The following is a 13,776-nucleotide window of genomic DNA, read 5'->3' on the forward strand; positions in this document are numbered from 1 at the left end:
CGTCGGCATCCGGCGCAGGGCGGCAGCAAACCGGCATGCGCGGCACGAGAGCACGGGCTAACAATGCCACCCTGCCCGTCACAGCACCACCGGGCGATCCGGCAGTTCGTTGACGCGCTGATCGCCCGCCGGAAAATGCTCCGCCAACAGATGGGTGACCGCGAGGATGCCTTCCACAGCCCCTTCTTCGTAGTGGCCACGGCTGAAGGACGTTTCCATGATCCGGCAAATGCGCTGCCACTCCTGAGCGTCGACCTTGGCATGAATGCCTCGGTCGGCGACGATCTCGACATCGTGATCCGCCAGCAGCAGGTAGATCAGAACACCGTTATTGTGCTCGGTGTCCCATACCCGCAGCAGGGAAAATACGTCGAGGGCCTGGGCCCAGGCCGTATGGCTACGGAGCAACGCCGATGTATGCAAGGCACCCTCGACGGCAAAGCGCACCTGTCCAGCGTGAAGTCGCTCGCCGTCCTTGATGGCCACTTCGATTGCGCTCAGGGTACTGGCCGTGAAGCAGCGTCGGACTTGCCAGGGCGTCATGGTCAGGTGCCGAACGATACGTTTGATATTCATGCTCACCACCTGCCCGAGGCGCCACCGCCTCCAAAACCACCGCCGCCGCCGCTGAACCCGCCGCCACCAAACCCTCCTCCCCCTTGTCCGCCGGACCAGCCACCGCCGCTATGCCAGCCGCCGCGCCCGCCCATGCCGCCCAGCAAGGTGAAGAAAAAAGCCATCAGACCCGCCGTCAGTGCCAGCGAGATCGCCCCCAGCACCATCCACGCCAGCACTGCGACCGCACTGCCGGTCACGATCGCCGCCGGCAGCCTGCCCAGCAGCAGACGCAAGAATCCGCCCACGACGAACGCCACCACCACGACCAGCGGCGCCAGCGAGGAAAAACTGACCTGACGCTGTGCCGAAGTTCTTGTCGGCGGCGGCAGAGGCTCGCCGTTGACGACCCCGATGATGCGCGCCACCCCGGCCGTGATGCCGCCGTAGAAGTCACCCTGCCGAAAACGCGGCACGATGATCTCGCTGATGATGCGCTTGCAGGTGGCGTCGTTCAGCGCCCCTTCCAGCCCGTAACCGACCTCGATACGCAGGTTGCGGTCATTCTTGGCCACCAGCAGCAGCGCGCCGTCGTCTACGTTCTTGCGGCCGAGCTTCCATTGTTCGACCACCCGCAGCGCGTATTGCTCGATGGCCTCCTCCCCCGTGGTCGGAACGATCAGAACCGCCAGCTGGCTGCCCTTGTTCGTCTCAAAGGTCCGTAGCGTCTGCTCCAGCGCCGCCGTCTGTTCCGGACTCAAGGTGGCGGTCTGATCGACGATGTGAGCACTCAGCGGCGGCACCGCCACCTGCTGGGCGCCGGCAAGCAAGCCCCAGCCCAGAACGGCACTAAGCAGTACACCCCGAAGTGCACGCCACAATGACATCAGTAGCTCCCTGCCGGCTTGGGTGTTTGCGCCGGTGCCGGTGCGCTACCGAAATCGACGCGCGGCGCGGTGGAGAGCGCCTGTTCGTTTTCCACGGTGAAGTTGGGCTTCACCTTGAAACCAAACGCCATGGCGGTCAGGTTGGAGGGGAAGCTACGCACGGTGACGTTGTACTGCTCGACCGCCTTGATGTAGCGATTGCGGGCAACGGTGATGCGGTTTTCCGTGCCTTCGAGCTGTGCTTGCAGGTCGCGGAAGTTGGCATCGGCCTTGAGCTGCGGGTAGTTTTCCGAAACCACCAGCAGCCGCGACAGGGCGCCGCTGAGTTGGGCCTGGGCCGACTGGAATTTGGCCAGGGCGTCCGGATCGTTGGCCAGTTCTGGCGTGATCTGGAGGCTGCCTACCCGCGAGCGCGCCTCGGTGACCTGCGTCAGCACCTCCTTCTCATGCGCGGCGTAGCCTTTGACGGTGTTGACCAGATTCGGCACCAAGTCCGCACGGCGCTGGTACTGGTTCAATACTTCAGACCAACTGGCCTTGAGCTGTTCGTCGTTGAATTGCAAGGTGTTGTAGCCGCAGCCGGACAAACTCAGCAGCATGACGGCAAGCAAGGCGGTCCATAACTGGCGCATTCGATTCCCCTTTGGATGTGGCAGCCAAGCACTCAGAGCCGGCATCGTTCGGCTCTGCATCGGGCTGCCCTGAATCATTTCATTACAGCTTAACCGGCAACAAAAGACAAAATGACATCGAGGTGAGAGGCTGGGAGAACAGGGGTGCCCGGATTTCATCGCCGAGACAGGCCAGTGCACACCACAGCGGCAGTCGACGTGACCATGACGACTGCCGCCATTGCAGAAAGTGCTACAGCAAGAGGAATGGGGGGGGGGGAGAGCCCTCCCCGCCTGCCGGCTACAGGTTCAGCTTGGAAACCTTGGTGCCTTCAAACGTCAGGTTCGCCATCAAGCCGTTGTTGGTCAGAGCAAAACCCACCACCGGCTGTTGCGCCGTATTCAGGTCGATATCGCCATTGGCACCCATTTTCAGCAGCGCCACCGAGGCGTCCGCGCCAACGGTCCAGCCCGACCCGGCGAGAAACTTGTTCAGCGCGTCCTGCGTCATGAACAGGAAAATGATGGCCTTCGACTGGGCCCCGATCTGCCAGCCGAACGAGGCGCTCGCCGTCTGGTAGTAGCCAGAAGGCTTGCCCCCAACCCTCAGCGCGCCCTTGCCGTACTCGCCGCCGACGACCAGCCCGGCCGCGATGACCGACGGAAAGATCAGCACACCGTGTGCTTTCGCCACCAAGGCGCGGGAGCTTGGGGCGTTACTGTACAGGCGTGCCAACGTGGCGTCGTACCCGGCGTCGATTTCACGTGCCTGGCTCGCCGCACTCATCGAGCGAGTCGAAGGTGATTCGCTCATCTTGCTGGTGGTGGTCGTGCAGCCGCTGGCCAACACCGATAATGCTGCCACTAATCCAATGCATAACTTTCTGGTTCGCATATCGTCCTCCTGATGGTCTCGAGGTAGTACCGGGGAACACAATTGCCCCGGTGGAAGGCAGTTGAAGTGCGTGGGATCGAATCGTCCCAGCACCGCCTGCCGCGACCGTGAACGGCACAGCCCCCACGGATGACCTGAAGCAATACGGCAACGATGGTGATGGAAAGATGAGATGAAGCAAGTAGCCAAGCGTATACAACGTCAGCCCGCCGAGAACCGACCACAGCCATGCACCATGACCCTGGCCTGAAATAGCACGACTCCTTGGCATACCACGGTAGAGGGGCTACGAGCCCTGTCCTCGGTTATAGCACCCTGATGCAGGACACAGGCGACCGGGAGGCAAGCCAGCTTCGGCCTTCCCGACCGGTCAGGAAAACCCTGTACATCAGGGTGGATAACTTTGCCGGCAAAAAAACGTTGCCATGCATTGACGCCACAAGCGGGAATCGATATTATTCGCCGCTCTTCAGGAGGGATTCCCGAGCGGTCAAAGGGATCAGACTGTAAATCTGACGGCTCTGCCTTCGAAGGTTCGAATCCTTCTCCCTCCACCAGTATTCGATAAAAAGCCCGGGCATTTGTTCCGTGGCCGGCAGGTGTAGTTCCTGCCATGAAAGCTAATAACGACGGGCCTTGCAGCGATGCGAGGCCCTTTTGTTTTTAGGTCCGGGGCTACACGGGGGTTACAACGAAGAGCCAGAAACAACACACTGTTGCTCTTTTACGACTCGAATCACACGTTCAAGTTCCTTTTTCTAGCCCATGGCCGGGCCAGCCTTGACGTGACGGGTGACGGACAGCACAGGCTATACTTGAACCACGCGCTGATTTCTTCTTTGCAGGCGCGAAAAAAATTTCGCTAAGGAAACCCCCGCCATGGATACCGCCATCCCCGAACAGGGCGACCTGTTCGCCCCCCAGCAACTAGAACTGTTCCAAGAAGAAGAAAGCCCAGCGCACCACGCCATCCTCGTAGTCACCATCAGCGCCAACACCGCCGACAACCTGCTCAACGTCGCCTGGCACCACGGATAAAACAAAAGGCTCTACGCGAAATGCGTAGGGCCTTTTGTTTTGTGGTAGTGGGGTTTCGCGTCTATATCGTGTTTAGTAGGCTGAGAACAGCCGCTGCACAAGCAGCGCCATCGGCGGCTCTGTTGTCAGTTCGTCTCTCTAGATGACGATGTGCCTGACCACCGTCAACTGCCTGCCAATAAGCGCAGGTTGAGTAAGCGGCTCGAAAGCAGACAGAGGCTATTGTCCGTGTGGTAGCGAATAAGACAACAGTTTTTCATCTGAGTAACAGATAGAGGTCCGAATGCGAATATCAGCCAACATTTCAGTCAAAGGAACTAAATATTACAAGGCTGCAGAACTGTTGCAGCGAGGCGCTTTATCGACAGGTACAGCAATTCGCTTAGAGCATCAACCCGACAATCTTCATGATAAGAATGCAGTTGCCGTGAAGATCATGAGAACTGGCACAATGCTTGGACATGTATCGCGGGAATTGGCTCCAAAATATGCCGCCCTAATTAATGGTAATAAAATTATAGAGGCAGGCATTGCTAATGCCGAAAAAAATGGGAAATACATAAACATTGATATTCGAGTAGTGTATGAGCAGTCGGATGAACAATTAGCACAAAGGCACGCCTCGAGGCTATGGCAATCTGCTTTAGTCATGCCGGCGGAAGCTGGGGTCTACACAATTTGGAACATTGACTCCGGTAGGCAATATATTGGCTCATCGACCAATATTAAAGATCGTATCCGTGCTCATATGAGGGACCTGACACTTGGATGTCACGCAAATCACGCTCTTCAATCCGATTTTACTCGTCTTGGAGCAGAGCACTTCGAAGCCAAGATACTGGAAAGGGTTGTTCCTCCGTCAAAATTGGCTATGGCGGAGGCCCAGCGAATTTCGTCATTGCTAAATTCTGGAGCTGCTTTGTACAACCTGACAGACGATGGGCAGGGAAAAGGACGTAGTGGTCGCGGCTATACTGAACCTATATCAGACCGACTTGCGAGGCAGCGCGCTGAAGAAGAGCAACGGGAAATTGATGAAATCTTCTCTAAAAAAAGAAAAGCGGTAATTGATGACTACGCTCCGAAATTCACGGCGACGCTCCCGAAAACTAATTTCTGGGTTTACTTTGCAGCTGCTTTTGTTGGCATATTTATTGCGTTGGCCATCATGATTCCAAAAATAAGTGAGGGCAGGTTATTTGTTTTTTCATTTATATTGGCATTTGTGGTCTCGCCATTCGTAAGTGGCTATTTTCAAGGGAAGGCAAAACAATCAGCCGAATACCAAAATTTGACTAAGCAGCGTGATGAGAAGTTGAGAGCAATCGACAATGAACATAATAAAATGCGGGGCCTTTAACATTGCACTCCACACAGACGTGCCATAAGAGCATCGCTTGCATTTGGCACGTCGGCGGCTGCACCTGCCTTAAGAAGCTGGAGTTATTGGCGAGGCTGGATGTAGTCTAACAACTCCATAAGGAGACCAACATGAACACATTTGAATACCGTATTTTCTACCGATGGGATGGCCCTAGCCATTCCGACCCGATGGCAAGCGAGAAGTCCCCGAAAGAAATCATCTGCGCGCTCCGCGAATTTCGAAATGAGCTGGCGCATCGTCTGCAAGACCCGGACGCGGACACCAAGGCATCTGAGCCGCAAGAAGGTCAAAAGGAAGTTCATCTGCGCGTTCGCACAACCGAGTCCCTCGATAGTGTCAATTGCGCCCTTCAAGAAACGCTGTCGGGGTGGCGCCTGTATGGGGAACTACTTCATGAACAGCAAGGCTGATTCTGGCCTTTGATAACAATAAGCATGGGGCGTATGCGGCCGGCCGCCAGGGTTGGCGACTTGGCGGCCGACAACATCCTGCACACAGCATGCTGTCACCGCCCGAGCCGACGCCGATACAACTTAAATTGTCCGCAAGCCATGCTGCCGTGCCTCAATCAACTCCACGCCAGTACGGAAAATTTGAAGTTGTGAAGAGCTATCGGCATGCAAATTTTTTCTTCTTATCAGCAAAATGAATCAAAAAGAGCGAGTAGAAACGGCTGCTCGGAACTCCAGGCTCGACCTCGACGACCAACAGATCACCGTCTTCTCTTTCTCGCCAGCACTTAGCTTTTTTCTCGATAGATGGGTCTTCTTCGGTAGTTAGAAGGACATCGTGCGGGATGTTTAGACCTGCAAGGCCAGCTTCATTAATGAGAGCAATCGCCGTCCTTGTTAATTCGGCATCTTTTTTCAAAATGTAAGTCAGCTCATCAGCGGTTTTCATGGTGCCCACCAAATGTTGTTGAGGTGCTATCAGGCTACTTCCTTCATTTTCATGGAGCAATAAGGAAATTCCAGAAAGAAGTGTTGCACCTATCTGTTTTTTAGTGGCGCTTATACGATTCTGTTGTTTATTTGGTCTTTTCCACCATGGGGCATATCAAATAGCGCCGCTCAGCCACCCCATCTTTCCCTGTCGCCGCCCAAAATCGTTTTGACGCGGTACGCCGTCGAAGAGGTCGCACTGAAATCGGGTGCGACCGGCGGCGTGGCGGCGGCGTGCATCGCCAGCGCGGCGAGGGCGACGGTGGGCAATGTTGAGAGTGAGGTGCTAGAGAAAGTATTCATATCAAATTGCGCTTTTTCACAATGCCCTGTTCACGGCTCGAACCGTGGTACGTCGTCACGTCTTGCTCAATCGTGTTTGCCACCAGATCACGCGCCGCCGCCTGTCTGGCTTGCTCTTCCAAGCTATCCGTGGATACGTGGACAGGCGCAGCGGCTTCGGGTGTGTAGGGCTTAGCCGGCCCCGGCTGGTGATCGATTACCCTAGCAGGGTTTTCGTGCAGTGCCGAATTCAGCGCGAAGGCAATGTATTTGGCCAGATCAAGTGTATTAAGCTGGTTCACATTCACCGTGGTATTGCTGGGGATGGCCTCATCAGGTTTCGGTGCCACGGGTGCTATCCGGCTGAAGGCTTGAGAAAGAAAAGCCAAAGGGTGATCCCGGATAATTTTCTTCAGCCATTCCACCCCACCCTCGGATTCGTAGGCCGCAATAATGTCGAGTCGGATTCTTTCCCGCACTTCATCGGGCGTACGCGGTTTGCTATTGCGGGTGCCTTTCTTCCTGCCGGAATTAAGTGCCTTTGGGAGTCCTTTTGGCCTTCCAACGGAATTAGCCATCTTTTTTCTCGCTAAGTGAAATTGAAACGCCGCCCGGGTGCCATTCAAGCCGAACGAGCAATATTCTATCTAAAATGACCAACTCGATTTCTGTCGTGCCGATTTCACAGGGGTTGGCCAGCGCTTCCGCTACCGCAGGTTTTTGCAAAAAATAATGCAGGGCCGCCGCTTCGGCCAACAATTGTTGAAAATCGGCCAGTTCTTTTAGGCTTCCAGAAAATAATTTGTCCATTAGCAAGCCCACCTCGGTGGTGTCGCTAACAAGCCGGCAATGTTCCCATTTGCATCACGTCGAGTTATGAGAACGCCGGCACCGTCGGCATTCACCAGCGCTTTAATAAAACCATTACTGTCACGCGTAATGTGAAAATCCTGGCCGCCGATTTGCACCGCGTTCATCCGCCCAAAATTATCGTTACGAACGATGACGGGGATTTCACCGGCTGGAATCGGGCGCATCGTCGGGCGCGGGGCGACGGCGGCTTCGTTGCGATGAGCGGTCGCAGCGGGCGCTGACGGGCGTTGGCTGACAGGCGCAGGGGAATGCATCTGCCGCATCAAGGCACGCATCCGGGGCGATTGTGGCCCCGCTGGCGGCGGTTCGGACGGAGTAGGGGCATGGCCGGCGACGGCAGCCGCTATTCGCTCGATATCGGCGTCGGTCAGGCTGGACTTGCGAGCCAGCCGGGCAAGGGTGCTCATGACGATGCTGCCGAAATGGTGGCGTGCAGCACCGGATGGTAGCTGGGCGGCGACGATGTGCTGGTGCTGATGCTGGAAACAGCATGCAGGGTGCATGCGCTGGTTCCGGCTGTGCTGATGTTCCGCACAATCACAATGTCGCCGATTTGCATGCCTACAGCATTTGAACTGGCTGAGCCGAAGGCGCACCCAAAAAAGTAATTGGCGCCTTCCACCGTGGCATGGGCATCGCTCGAACTGTAAACCCAAACGTTGGCGCTGCCGGTAGAGGCGAAGCCTAAATCGGCGATCTTCCTTAATCCAGACGGATTGTAAGACATGACTCAATACCCCCTCAGTGTATAAAGTTCACGCAGCCTTGCTTGCAAATTTTCGTCAGCTAAATACGCCTTGCGATTCGTTTTCATCAAATTTTCAATGCTGGCAATTTCAGCAGCGATGGCCGGCCCATTTTTCGGCATGCGATCACCGCCAATCGCGGCTTTATACAGGGCCAGCACCACTTCGGGCGTGTTTCCCGAGAGAATCCCCCCTTTGCAAACGGTTTGCGTCAGTTTATCCCGTTCTTCGACTGGCAAAGTCGCCAAGTAATTTTTGGCCAGCCGTAAATTGATGGGGAATTGGTTCCCCCAATGATTTCTGAGAATAGCCTCGCAATTCGCCTGATCGGCAGGGGCGCGTTTTTCAATATAATCCCATTCAGCGTCGGTGATGGAATCTTGCGATGCGGATTGTTGTTGTGGCTGGGATTGTTTGAATAACTCGGAAAGCCACCAAAGAGTTGTGGTGACGAATCTTTGCGGCGCACCGTGCCGATCCATGAAATTTAAAAAGCTGGTCACAGCGTCACGATCAGACCTCGGGATCGAGTAGCCGGTTAAATCGTATCGGTGGCGCTTTTCCACATGCCCCACCGGCAACAGCGCGTTGGTCTTGAACCATGTAATTGCAGCATCCACAAGGGCACTATCCAGCCTCATTTTAGCGGCGTCGGCCCTGAAAACATTAGCTATTTGGCTGACTGCTTGTTCCGCCTGCTGCATGGAGCCGGGAAAAGCAGAACCAAAAATTTGCGGCGAGGTATTGGAAAAGCTTTGGTGATCGTCGATGAAATCCGGCGCGGGAATAGCCCAAGATTCATTTTCGATTGGCGCAAGCGGTGTGTTGGGTTGGCTATATGGCTGGATATCGCCGAAGTCGTCATTCGGCACCAAATCATAGTCGCTCATTTAATCACCCCCCATTTTGAAATAAGCCAAACCGGATTTCACCGCCGGTCGCGCGGAAATCCACCCCGCGCCGTTTCAAGGCGTGCACAGTTTCTTCTGTCTGCAATTCCTCTTTGAGCCACTGGCGGTAACTAGCTGAAATTTTTGACTTACCGACAATTAACCCCAGAAGTGCATCAATGTCGCCCGTCCATGGGCCTTTTTCAGCGGCTTGCCGGATCAAGTCGAGGGCACTCCAAAAAGAAACAGTTTTCATGCGGAATTCTCCCGTTCAGCGAGGCTGCGGATTCTGGCATAGGGTTTTTGGCAGCATTTATGGAGATAGCGACCGGTCGGAAGCTTATACACATCCAATTCCTGCACCAGGTCGATATTGGCAAAACCTTTTTCGTCAATAAGGCAATGGGCACACTGTGTACTTCGGCTGACGGGAAGGTGGGCCAATCGTTTTCGGGCGGTGTTCGGATCGGTGGTGGTCGCCAGACAAATCAATCGGAAGGTTTTATCGGCGGCACGGAATAAAGCCGTTTCATAGCGACCCGCAAGAGTCGTCTGTGTAGATTCACGGCGGAGGAAATTATCCAGGCGGTCGGGTGGCGGTGCGGCTTCCCCCATGCTGTAGACGATAAAAACAATTAAGCTTTCGAGCGAGCCACGCCACGCCAGAAATTGCCGGGCCACGGCCTGCACATGCGCGTAGACTTTCAGCTGCATTTCCGGGTCCATGGGCATCACCGCAGCGTGGCATGGCTGATCAGAAATTCGACAGCTTCATCGCGACTTGCAAAACCTTCGCCCAACACAATGCCATCGGAGAGGCGACGAACGATATAGAGTTTTTCCGGCCCAGCATGCTCAATCGTATGGTTTGCGGGGAGGGCATCGCCCGAAACCAACAGCACCGGCAACTGGTGGAAGGCCAGTTCGATGACTTGGCAGTAGCCCTTGCCCGCCTCCAGCACCAACAGCTCTGCGAAGAACGAGCGATCCTCACAGACCACGCGGATCACGTCATATGCCTGGAATTGGTCTGCCACCACGCTGAGCCAATCGGGCTGTGTGAGTCGCTTTCTTGGCGTATTGCGGGGCGCTACGACCCGCCATGTGCTGTTGCAGTATTCGGCCAGCTTGCAGGCGTCCCGACGCAATGCAGGGGTACTAGCGGGGAGGGAGTGGTCATTTTCGGTGGTGGCTGGTGCGTTTGCCATGGTTGCTGTCTCCATGAGAGGGTTCACGAAGCTATGACCATGGCCGTACAGTTATCTGCGGGACGCCGGTTACTGGCGTCCTTTTTGCTCGGCTACAACCAGTTCATCAACTATCCGGGCCAAAGTTTTGCGGTCGGGTATCCGAACCAGGCCGAAGTAGCCGGCACCGTTTTCTATCATGAAATCTTCCAACGCCTTAACACGCTTGTGTGGCTTGATGCTGGTGAAGGGAATCACCCAGGCCTTGTCCTTTACCTTGTCGCGGTACTCCTGACCTTCCGCCTTGTTACGCTCAATGGCAGCGGTCACCCTGCCGGGCTTCGGGGTATGGCGACACTGGTGCTCCTGTAGCAGGTGCCAGCGTGCCCATGTAGGCACAGGGTCGTTCGACGCGAGAATAACGCCCACAGCAGCCTCCTGGCCCCACTCAACCAGGGTGGCCAAGGCTCTCTTGTCGCCGGCTTGAACCTTGGCGATCAGGCGGCGGATTTTGGGCAAGTTCATGGCGTAAACCCCTCAGTGTGGCCCCGACTGTAACCCCGGCGCATGTTTCACCCGCGAAACCCAAACGCAGCAAGGGTTCCTGATTCGTCGTTGTGCGGACTAATCGTCCGAAAAACAATGATTTTCGGCTGGGCGGCCTGACTGCTGTTCCGCTCTGCGGAATTTGAAAACTGTATGCCCGATACAAGGCTGTTATCACAATAGGTGCAGTATCTTGACCATTCTGGCGAACAGTTCTGCGTTAGTCTCACCCGGCTGCTTCAACGCCATCAGGGCCGCGAACGTGTCAGCTGACAGGTAGGCGGTAACACGTTTCTGGCCGGCCTCTTTCCGCTTCCGCCGCACGCGCCGCTGCTTCAAGGCGTTCGCATTTACTGCTTGGGTGTCGGTCCACAGTCGCCAGCCGGCAGCCAGCAACCGTTCGGCCTCCTGAGTGGTCATCACCGTCCGAAAGTGCGACGGGTGCGCCAACTTGATTTCTTTCATTTTGCCCTCCGAATTCACCCGCCACCCACGGCCTTGTCTACCAAACACCTTCGGTAGACGCCCAAGTAGACACATGCCAATAGCTTAAAGCCAATAACTACAAGGCTTTCAGCCTTTCAGGTAGACAGGTAGACGGTAGACATCAAGAAAATGAAAAAACGAAATCAAAAATTACTTTCACCATCGGGAAAATAAAAAAATGGTGTTATATATCTGTCTGTCTACTTGTCTACCTAAAGTCTAAAACCCTTATACAGCAAGGATTTCAGCGGTAGACGGTGAGGTCTACCTTGGTGTCTACCTGTCTACCTATACTGGCCTTGGGTGGAGTCTTGATATCCCCCGCCAGCTATTAATCCCGAAGCCTGCGGAAGCCGCCGTTTTCTTCCTTAATGAGACCGTCATCCATCAGCGCTTCGAGCACTCGCCAGCGGGTGGACCTGTCCTTGCACGCGGCCCATTTGCGGCTGTACTGCGAAAAAACCTTCATGGGCAGCGGTTCCCTCCCTTTCAGGCTGGGTGCGTCGAACACGGACAGGAAAGCTCTCCCCAGCGCGTCCATCTCGTTTTCCGCCCCGCCGCCCTGCGCCTGAAACTGACGCTCGAAATCCCGTATCGTCCACAGGACGAAATTCCGTGCCCACATGAACCCTTCCCGCGTAATGCACCCGTTGTCGGCCATGGCGTATATCGTCGCCAGCTTCAGAATCTTCTGGGCGAAGCGTCCCCAGACGCCGGGGTTTTTCCTCGCCATGGCGGCACCGTAGCGCCGGTTTTCCTGCCAGTCTTCGTTTATTCCGTCGTAACACGGCAGAGTGATGGGCTGGTAAAAATCCCCGCCGACAAGTTCGCCCTGAAAAAAGCGGGTGAGCGCTTTTACAACATGCTCGCGCTGAAGCCATTTCAAAAACCTGTCTGGCAGGGGGGCGTAATCGCCTAGCGCGCCGTCGCCGTCTGGCGCTTCCTCTACCGCGACAACTAGAAACCGGTTCAACAGACCCTCTTCCGAAGCGTCGGCAGTAATTTTCTTCAGGTTCTCCGGCACCCCCGTGCCGACGATGGAAAAAAACGGAAAATGCAGCGGCGGCATTTTCTCGGCGTTCTTATTCCGCTGTGAATAATGCGTCGGCTGGATCGTTTCCTCTTCCGCCCCGTCATAGGCGTCGATAATGGCCCCCTTGATATGCGAGTCATGCGTGCCATTCTGCGCGGCTATCAGTCTGCCGAGGGTCTGGCCGAATTCCGGATCGGCCCATATAACCTGCTTTTTTTCTGCCAGCAGCCACCACAGACCTTCCGCCGAACCGAATCGCCTTTCGGCGTGGGGGATGGATGGGCTAAGCGGAACCCTATTGTCGGTCCGCATTGCACCGATTTCCTTGAGCGCGTATTTGGCCAGCTTGAAAATGTCGCCTTTGCCCGATTCGGTCGGCGCGAGAAACAGCAGCCACAGATTCATTCTGTTCTGGTGCGGGCCGACGACTTGGCGACCGAACAGCGACTGCATGAGGAAAAGCGCGCTAATCATGGCGTAGGCCGGATGCGGGCAAAGTGAATTGTCCATGAAAAAATTCATGTAATGCTTAATGCCCGGCGGCGCGTGGCAGTAGAGCCACCGCAAAGCAGGGTCGTCGTCGGTGGACTTCAGGTGCTGACGGACTTTTTTCAGTTCGCGCCGGAATGTGATATCCTCGGATTCAGCATCAGTACCCTTAGCGCGCCGGGCTCTCCCTTCCCTTGGCGCGTTTCCTTTTACAGACTCCATAATCAGCCCCCCTCTTTGTACTATTAGCCGCCCATCTCAGCCTTCCACGGTATTCGCCGCCAGAAACGCATCAAGGTCGGCTTTCCGGTAGAACACTCGCGCCCCGACTTTTAGATACGGAATAAATGGCTTTTTGATGCACCTCCAACTATCCAGCGTGTGCACACTCACGCCGAGATATTGCGCTGCCTCGGGATTGCTGAGACGTTCGAATGCGGAATCTACTTTAGCGATGGCCATGGTGATACACCTCTAGCAATTCCGGTGAATGCGCCGGCACGTGATATGGGCCTAAAGCTACTCCCGCAAAACGGCGCAAAGCAAATTCCGCTTGCCACGGTTTTTTAAACCCAATTTCTAAATTCGGAACAAAACAAAATGGGCTGGTGAAAACACCAGCCCATTGTCTTGAAGGTAATTGGGATAAGGTTTACGGGGTATGTAAGTAGTGCCGCACAACTAAGTTGGAATGATTTTTGCTTCTGTTTGCGTATCTCCCTGATGCCGGTTCGACGATGCGTAAACTCACATTGACCTTGAATGAAGCTGAAGTCTGCACTCTTGAACAATTAGCCAAAGCACACCCCAAGGAATATTTCCGCTTGCGCGGCAAGGCGTTGATTGCTGTCAACCAAGGTCAGGACATTGCCACCGTTGCCGCCGTGTTGCGAATCAGCGGCGAGAGCATCAGAACATGGATTCACAACTGGG

21 protein-coding genes and 1 tRNA gene are annotated in these 13,776 nt (G+C 55.3%); 5 read left to right on the forward strand and 17 right to left on the reverse strand.

Translation table 11 applies throughout. The annotated features are described in order from the left end of the window. Positions 1 to 78: 78 nt before the first annotated feature. The 4 genes from B9N72_RS19085 to B9N72_RS19100 form a co-directional block, all read right to left on the reverse strand. A complete protein-coding gene (locus B9N72_RS19085) occupies positions 79 to 576 on the reverse strand; it encodes a TPM domain-containing protein (RefSeq protein ID WP_085277786.1) in 498 nt (165 codons plus the stop codon). Positions 577 to 578: 2 nt separating this feature from the next. Continuing rightward, positions 579 to 1,442, reverse strand: coding sequence for a TPM domain-containing protein (locus B9N72_RS19090; RefSeq protein ID WP_085277787.1), 864 nt, complete (start codon positions 1,440 to 1,442; stop codon positions 579 to 581). Next, on the reverse strand, positions 1,442 to 2,074 hold the full coding sequence (locus B9N72_RS19095; protein ID WP_085277788.1) for a LemA family protein: 633 nt from the start codon (positions 2,072 to 2,074) through the stop codon (positions 1,442 to 1,444). The genes B9N72_RS19090 and B9N72_RS19095 overlap by 1 nt, the downstream gene beginning before the upstream one ends. Positions 2,075 to 2,354: 280 nt before the next feature. After that, on the reverse strand, positions 2,355 to 2,948 hold the full coding sequence (locus B9N72_RS19100; protein WP_085277789.1) for a BPSL1445 family SYLF domain-containing lipoprotein: 594 nt from the start codon (positions 2,946 to 2,948) through the stop codon (positions 2,355 to 2,357). Positions 2,949 to 3,420: 472 nt separating this feature from the next. On the opposite strand from B9N72_RS19100, the gene B9N72_RS19105 reads away from it, so the two are divergent. The 4 genes from B9N72_RS19105 to B9N72_RS19115 all read left to right on the forward strand — a co-directional run bounded on the left by B9N72_RS19105 (position 3,421) and on the right by B9N72_RS19115 (position 5,780). After that, positions 3,421 to 3,505 (forward strand) — tRNA-Tyr (locus tag B9N72_RS19105). A 322-nt stretch (positions 3,506 to 3,827) separates the two neighbouring features. Then, on the forward strand, positions 3,828 to 3,986 hold the full coding sequence (locus B9N72_RS21150; RefSeq protein WP_159453056.1) for a hypothetical protein: 159 nt from the start codon (positions 3,828 to 3,830) through the stop codon (positions 3,984 to 3,986). 283 nt (positions 3,987 to 4,269) lie between these two features. Further along, positions 4,270 to 5,346 carry an HIRAN domain-containing protein gene (locus B9N72_RS19110; protein WP_085277790.1) on the forward strand — a complete coding sequence of 359 codons (1,077 nt, stop codon included), beginning with the start codon at positions 4,270 to 4,272 and terminating at the stop codon, positions 5,344 to 5,346. A 131-nt stretch (positions 5,347 to 5,477) separates the two neighbouring features. Next, the gene (locus B9N72_RS19115) at positions 5,478 to 5,780 is read left to right on the forward strand and encodes a hypothetical protein (protein ID WP_085277791.1); all 303 of its coding nucleotides are present in this window, start codon (positions 5,478 to 5,480) and stop codon (positions 5,778 to 5,780) included. Between the two features lie 199 nt (positions 5,781 to 5,979). Here the strand turns inward: B9N72_RS19115 and B9N72_RS19120 are convergent, their stop codons facing one another. The 13 genes from B9N72_RS19120 to B9N72_RS19170 all read right to left on the reverse strand — a co-directional run bounded on the left by B9N72_RS19120 (position 5,980) and on the right by B9N72_RS19170 (position 13,305). After that, positions 5,980 to 6,270: a hypothetical protein gene (locus tag B9N72_RS19120; RefSeq protein WP_143477879.1), complete on the reverse strand. Its 291-nt coding sequence runs from the start codon at positions 6,268 to 6,270 to the stop codon at positions 5,980 to 5,982. Between the two features lie 340 nt (positions 6,271 to 6,610). Then, the gene (locus tag B9N72_RS19125) at positions 6,611 to 7,171 is read right to left on the reverse strand and encodes a hypothetical protein (protein WP_143477880.1); all 561 of its coding nucleotides are present in this window, start codon (positions 7,169 to 7,171) and stop codon (positions 6,611 to 6,613) included. Beyond that, positions 7,164 to 7,403, reverse strand: a complete 240-nt coding sequence (locus B9N72_RS20990; RefSeq protein ID WP_143477881.1) for a hypothetical protein — start codon at positions 7,401 to 7,403, stop codon at positions 7,164 to 7,166. The genes B9N72_RS19125 and B9N72_RS20990 overlap by 8 nt, the downstream gene beginning before the upstream one ends. Beyond that, a complete protein-coding gene (locus tag B9N72_RS20995) occupies positions 7,403 to 7,873 on the reverse strand; it encodes a hypothetical protein (RefSeq protein ID WP_143477882.1) in 471 nt (156 codons plus the stop codon). The genes B9N72_RS20990 and B9N72_RS20995 overlap by 1 nt, the downstream gene beginning before the upstream one ends. Then, positions 7,870 to 8,193: a hypothetical protein gene (locus B9N72_RS19130; protein ID WP_085277794.1), complete on the reverse strand. Its 324-nt coding sequence runs from the start codon at positions 8,191 to 8,193 to the stop codon at positions 7,870 to 7,872. Before B9N72_RS19130 ends, B9N72_RS20995 begins: the two co-directional genes overlap by 4 nt. A 3-nt stretch (positions 8,194 to 8,196) precedes the next feature. Then, positions 8,197 to 9,102, reverse strand: coding sequence for a hypothetical protein (locus B9N72_RS19135; protein ID WP_085277795.1), 906 nt, complete (start codon positions 9,100 to 9,102; stop codon positions 8,197 to 8,199). 4 nt (positions 9,103 to 9,106) lie between these two features. After that, the gene (locus tag B9N72_RS19140) at positions 9,107 to 9,358 is read right to left on the reverse strand and encodes a hypothetical protein (RefSeq protein WP_085277796.1); all 252 of its coding nucleotides are present in this window, start codon (positions 9,356 to 9,358) and stop codon (positions 9,107 to 9,109) included. After that, a complete protein-coding gene (locus B9N72_RS19145; RefSeq protein WP_143477883.1) occupies positions 9,355 to 9,816 on the reverse strand; it encodes a hypothetical protein in 462 nt (153 codons plus the stop codon). Before B9N72_RS19145 ends, B9N72_RS19140 begins: the two co-directional genes overlap by 4 nt. Before the next feature lie 17 nt (positions 9,817 to 9,833). Then, positions 9,834 to 10,310, reverse strand: coding sequence for a hypothetical protein (locus B9N72_RS21000; RefSeq protein ID WP_143477884.1), 477 nt, complete (start codon positions 10,308 to 10,310; stop codon positions 9,834 to 9,836). 69 nt (positions 10,311 to 10,379) lie between these two features. Then, positions 10,380 to 10,814: a hypothetical protein gene (locus tag B9N72_RS19155; RefSeq protein WP_085277799.1), complete on the reverse strand. Its 435-nt coding sequence runs from the start codon at positions 10,812 to 10,814 to the stop codon at positions 10,380 to 10,382. Between the two features lie 195 nt (positions 10,815 to 11,009). Next, positions 11,010 to 11,300 (reverse strand): hypothetical protein, encoded by a 291-nt coding sequence (locus B9N72_RS19160; protein ID WP_085277800.1) that lies wholly within the window; start codon positions 11,298 to 11,300, stop codon positions 11,010 to 11,012. A gap of 352 nt (positions 11,301 to 11,652) precedes the next feature. Beyond that, complete coding sequence (locus B9N72_RS19165; RefSeq protein ID WP_085277801.1) at positions 11,653 to 13,065, reverse strand: hypothetical protein; 1,413 nt, start codon at positions 13,063 to 13,065, stop codon at positions 11,653 to 11,655. 36 nt (positions 13,066 to 13,101) lie between these two features. After that, positions 13,102 to 13,305: a helix-turn-helix domain-containing protein gene (locus B9N72_RS19170; RefSeq protein WP_085277802.1), complete on the reverse strand. Its 204-nt coding sequence runs from the start codon at positions 13,303 to 13,305 to the stop codon at positions 13,102 to 13,104. Between the two features lie 236 nt (positions 13,306 to 13,541). Here B9N72_RS19170 and B9N72_RS21005 point away from each other — a divergent pair. Continuing rightward, on the forward strand, positions 13,542 to 13,776 hold a 235-nt coding region (locus B9N72_RS21005; protein ID WP_143477885.1), incomplete at its 3' end, for a hypothetical protein.

The organism is Pseudogulbenkiania subflava DSM 22618 (genome assembly GCF_900177275.1).
GTDB lineage: Bacteria > Pseudomonadota > Gammaproteobacteria > Burkholderiales > Chromobacteriaceae > Pseudogulbenkiania > Pseudogulbenkiania subflava.

Excerpts from the sequence above, each read along its gene's own strand:
- B9N72_RS19085 (WP_085277786.1), bottom strand. The coding sequence starts at position 576 with ATGAATATCAAACGTATCGTTCGGCACCTGACCATGACGCCCTGGCAA.
- B9N72_RS19090 (WP_085277787.1), bottom strand. The coding sequence starts at position 1,442 with ATGTCATTGTGGCGTGCACTTCGGGGTGTACTGCTTAGTGCCGTTCTG.
- B9N72_RS19095 (WP_085277788.1), bottom strand. The coding sequence starts at position 2,074 with ATGCGCCAGTTATGGACCGCCTTGCTTGCCGTCATGCTGCTGAGTTTG.
- B9N72_RS19100 (WP_085277789.1), bottom strand. The coding sequence starts at position 2,948 with ATGCGAACCAGAAAGTTATGCATTGGATTAGTGGCAGCATTATCGGTG.
- B9N72_RS21150 (WP_159453056.1), top strand. The coding sequence starts at position 3,828 with ATGGATACCGCCATCCCCGAACAGGGCGACCTGTTCGCCCCCCAGCAA.
- B9N72_RS19110 (WP_085277790.1), top strand. The coding sequence starts at position 4,270 with ATGCGAATATCAGCCAACATTTCAGTCAAAGGAACTAAATATTACAAG.
- B9N72_RS19115 (WP_085277791.1), top strand. The coding sequence starts at position 5,478 with ATGAACACATTTGAATACCGTATTTTCTACCGATGGGATGGCCCTAGC.
- B9N72_RS19120 (WP_143477879.1), bottom strand. The coding sequence starts at position 6,270 with ATGAAAACCGCTGATGAGCTGACTTACATTTTGAAAAAAGATGCCGAA.
- B9N72_RS19125 (WP_143477880.1), bottom strand. The coding sequence starts at position 7,171 with ATGGCTAATTCCGTTGGAAGGCCAAAAGGACTCCCAAAGGCACTTAAT.
- B9N72_RS20990 (WP_143477881.1), bottom strand. The coding sequence starts at position 7,403 with ATGGACAAATTATTTTCTGGAAGCCTAAAAGAACTGGCCGATTTTCAA.
- B9N72_RS20995 (WP_143477882.1), bottom strand. The coding sequence starts at position 7,873 with ATGAGCACCCTTGCCCGGCTGGCTCGCAAGTCCAGCCTGACCGACGCC.
- B9N72_RS19130 (WP_085277794.1), bottom strand. The coding sequence starts at position 8,193 with ATGTCTTACAATCCGTCTGGATTAAGGAAGATCGCCGATTTAGGCTTC.
- B9N72_RS19135 (WP_085277795.1), bottom strand. The coding sequence starts at position 9,102 with ATGAGCGACTATGATTTGGTGCCGAATGACGACTTCGGCGATATCCAG.
- B9N72_RS19140 (WP_085277796.1), bottom strand. The coding sequence starts at position 9,358 with ATGAAAACTGTTTCTTTTTGGAGTGCCCTCGACTTGATCCGGCAAGCC.
- B9N72_RS19145 (WP_143477883.1), bottom strand. The coding sequence starts at position 9,816 with ATGCAGCTGAAAGTCTACGCGCATGTGCAGGCCGTGGCCCGGCAATTT.
- B9N72_RS21000 (WP_143477884.1), bottom strand. The coding sequence starts at position 10,310 with ATGGCAAACGCACCAGCCACCACCGAAAATGACCACTCCCTCCCCGCT.
- B9N72_RS19155 (WP_085277799.1), bottom strand. The coding sequence starts at position 10,814 with ATGAACTTGCCCAAAATCCGCCGCCTGATCGCCAAGGTTCAAGCCGGC.
- B9N72_RS19160 (WP_085277800.1), bottom strand. The coding sequence starts at position 11,300 with ATGAAAGAAATCAAGTTGGCGCACCCGTCGCACTTTCGGACGGTGATG.
- B9N72_RS19165 (WP_085277801.1), bottom strand. The coding sequence starts at position 13,065 with ATGGAGTCTGTAAAAGGAAACGCGCCAAGGGAAGGGAGAGCCCGGCGC.
- B9N72_RS19170 (WP_085277802.1), bottom strand. The coding sequence starts at position 13,305 with ATGGCCATCGCTAAAGTAGATTCCGCATTCGAACGTCTCAGCAATCCC.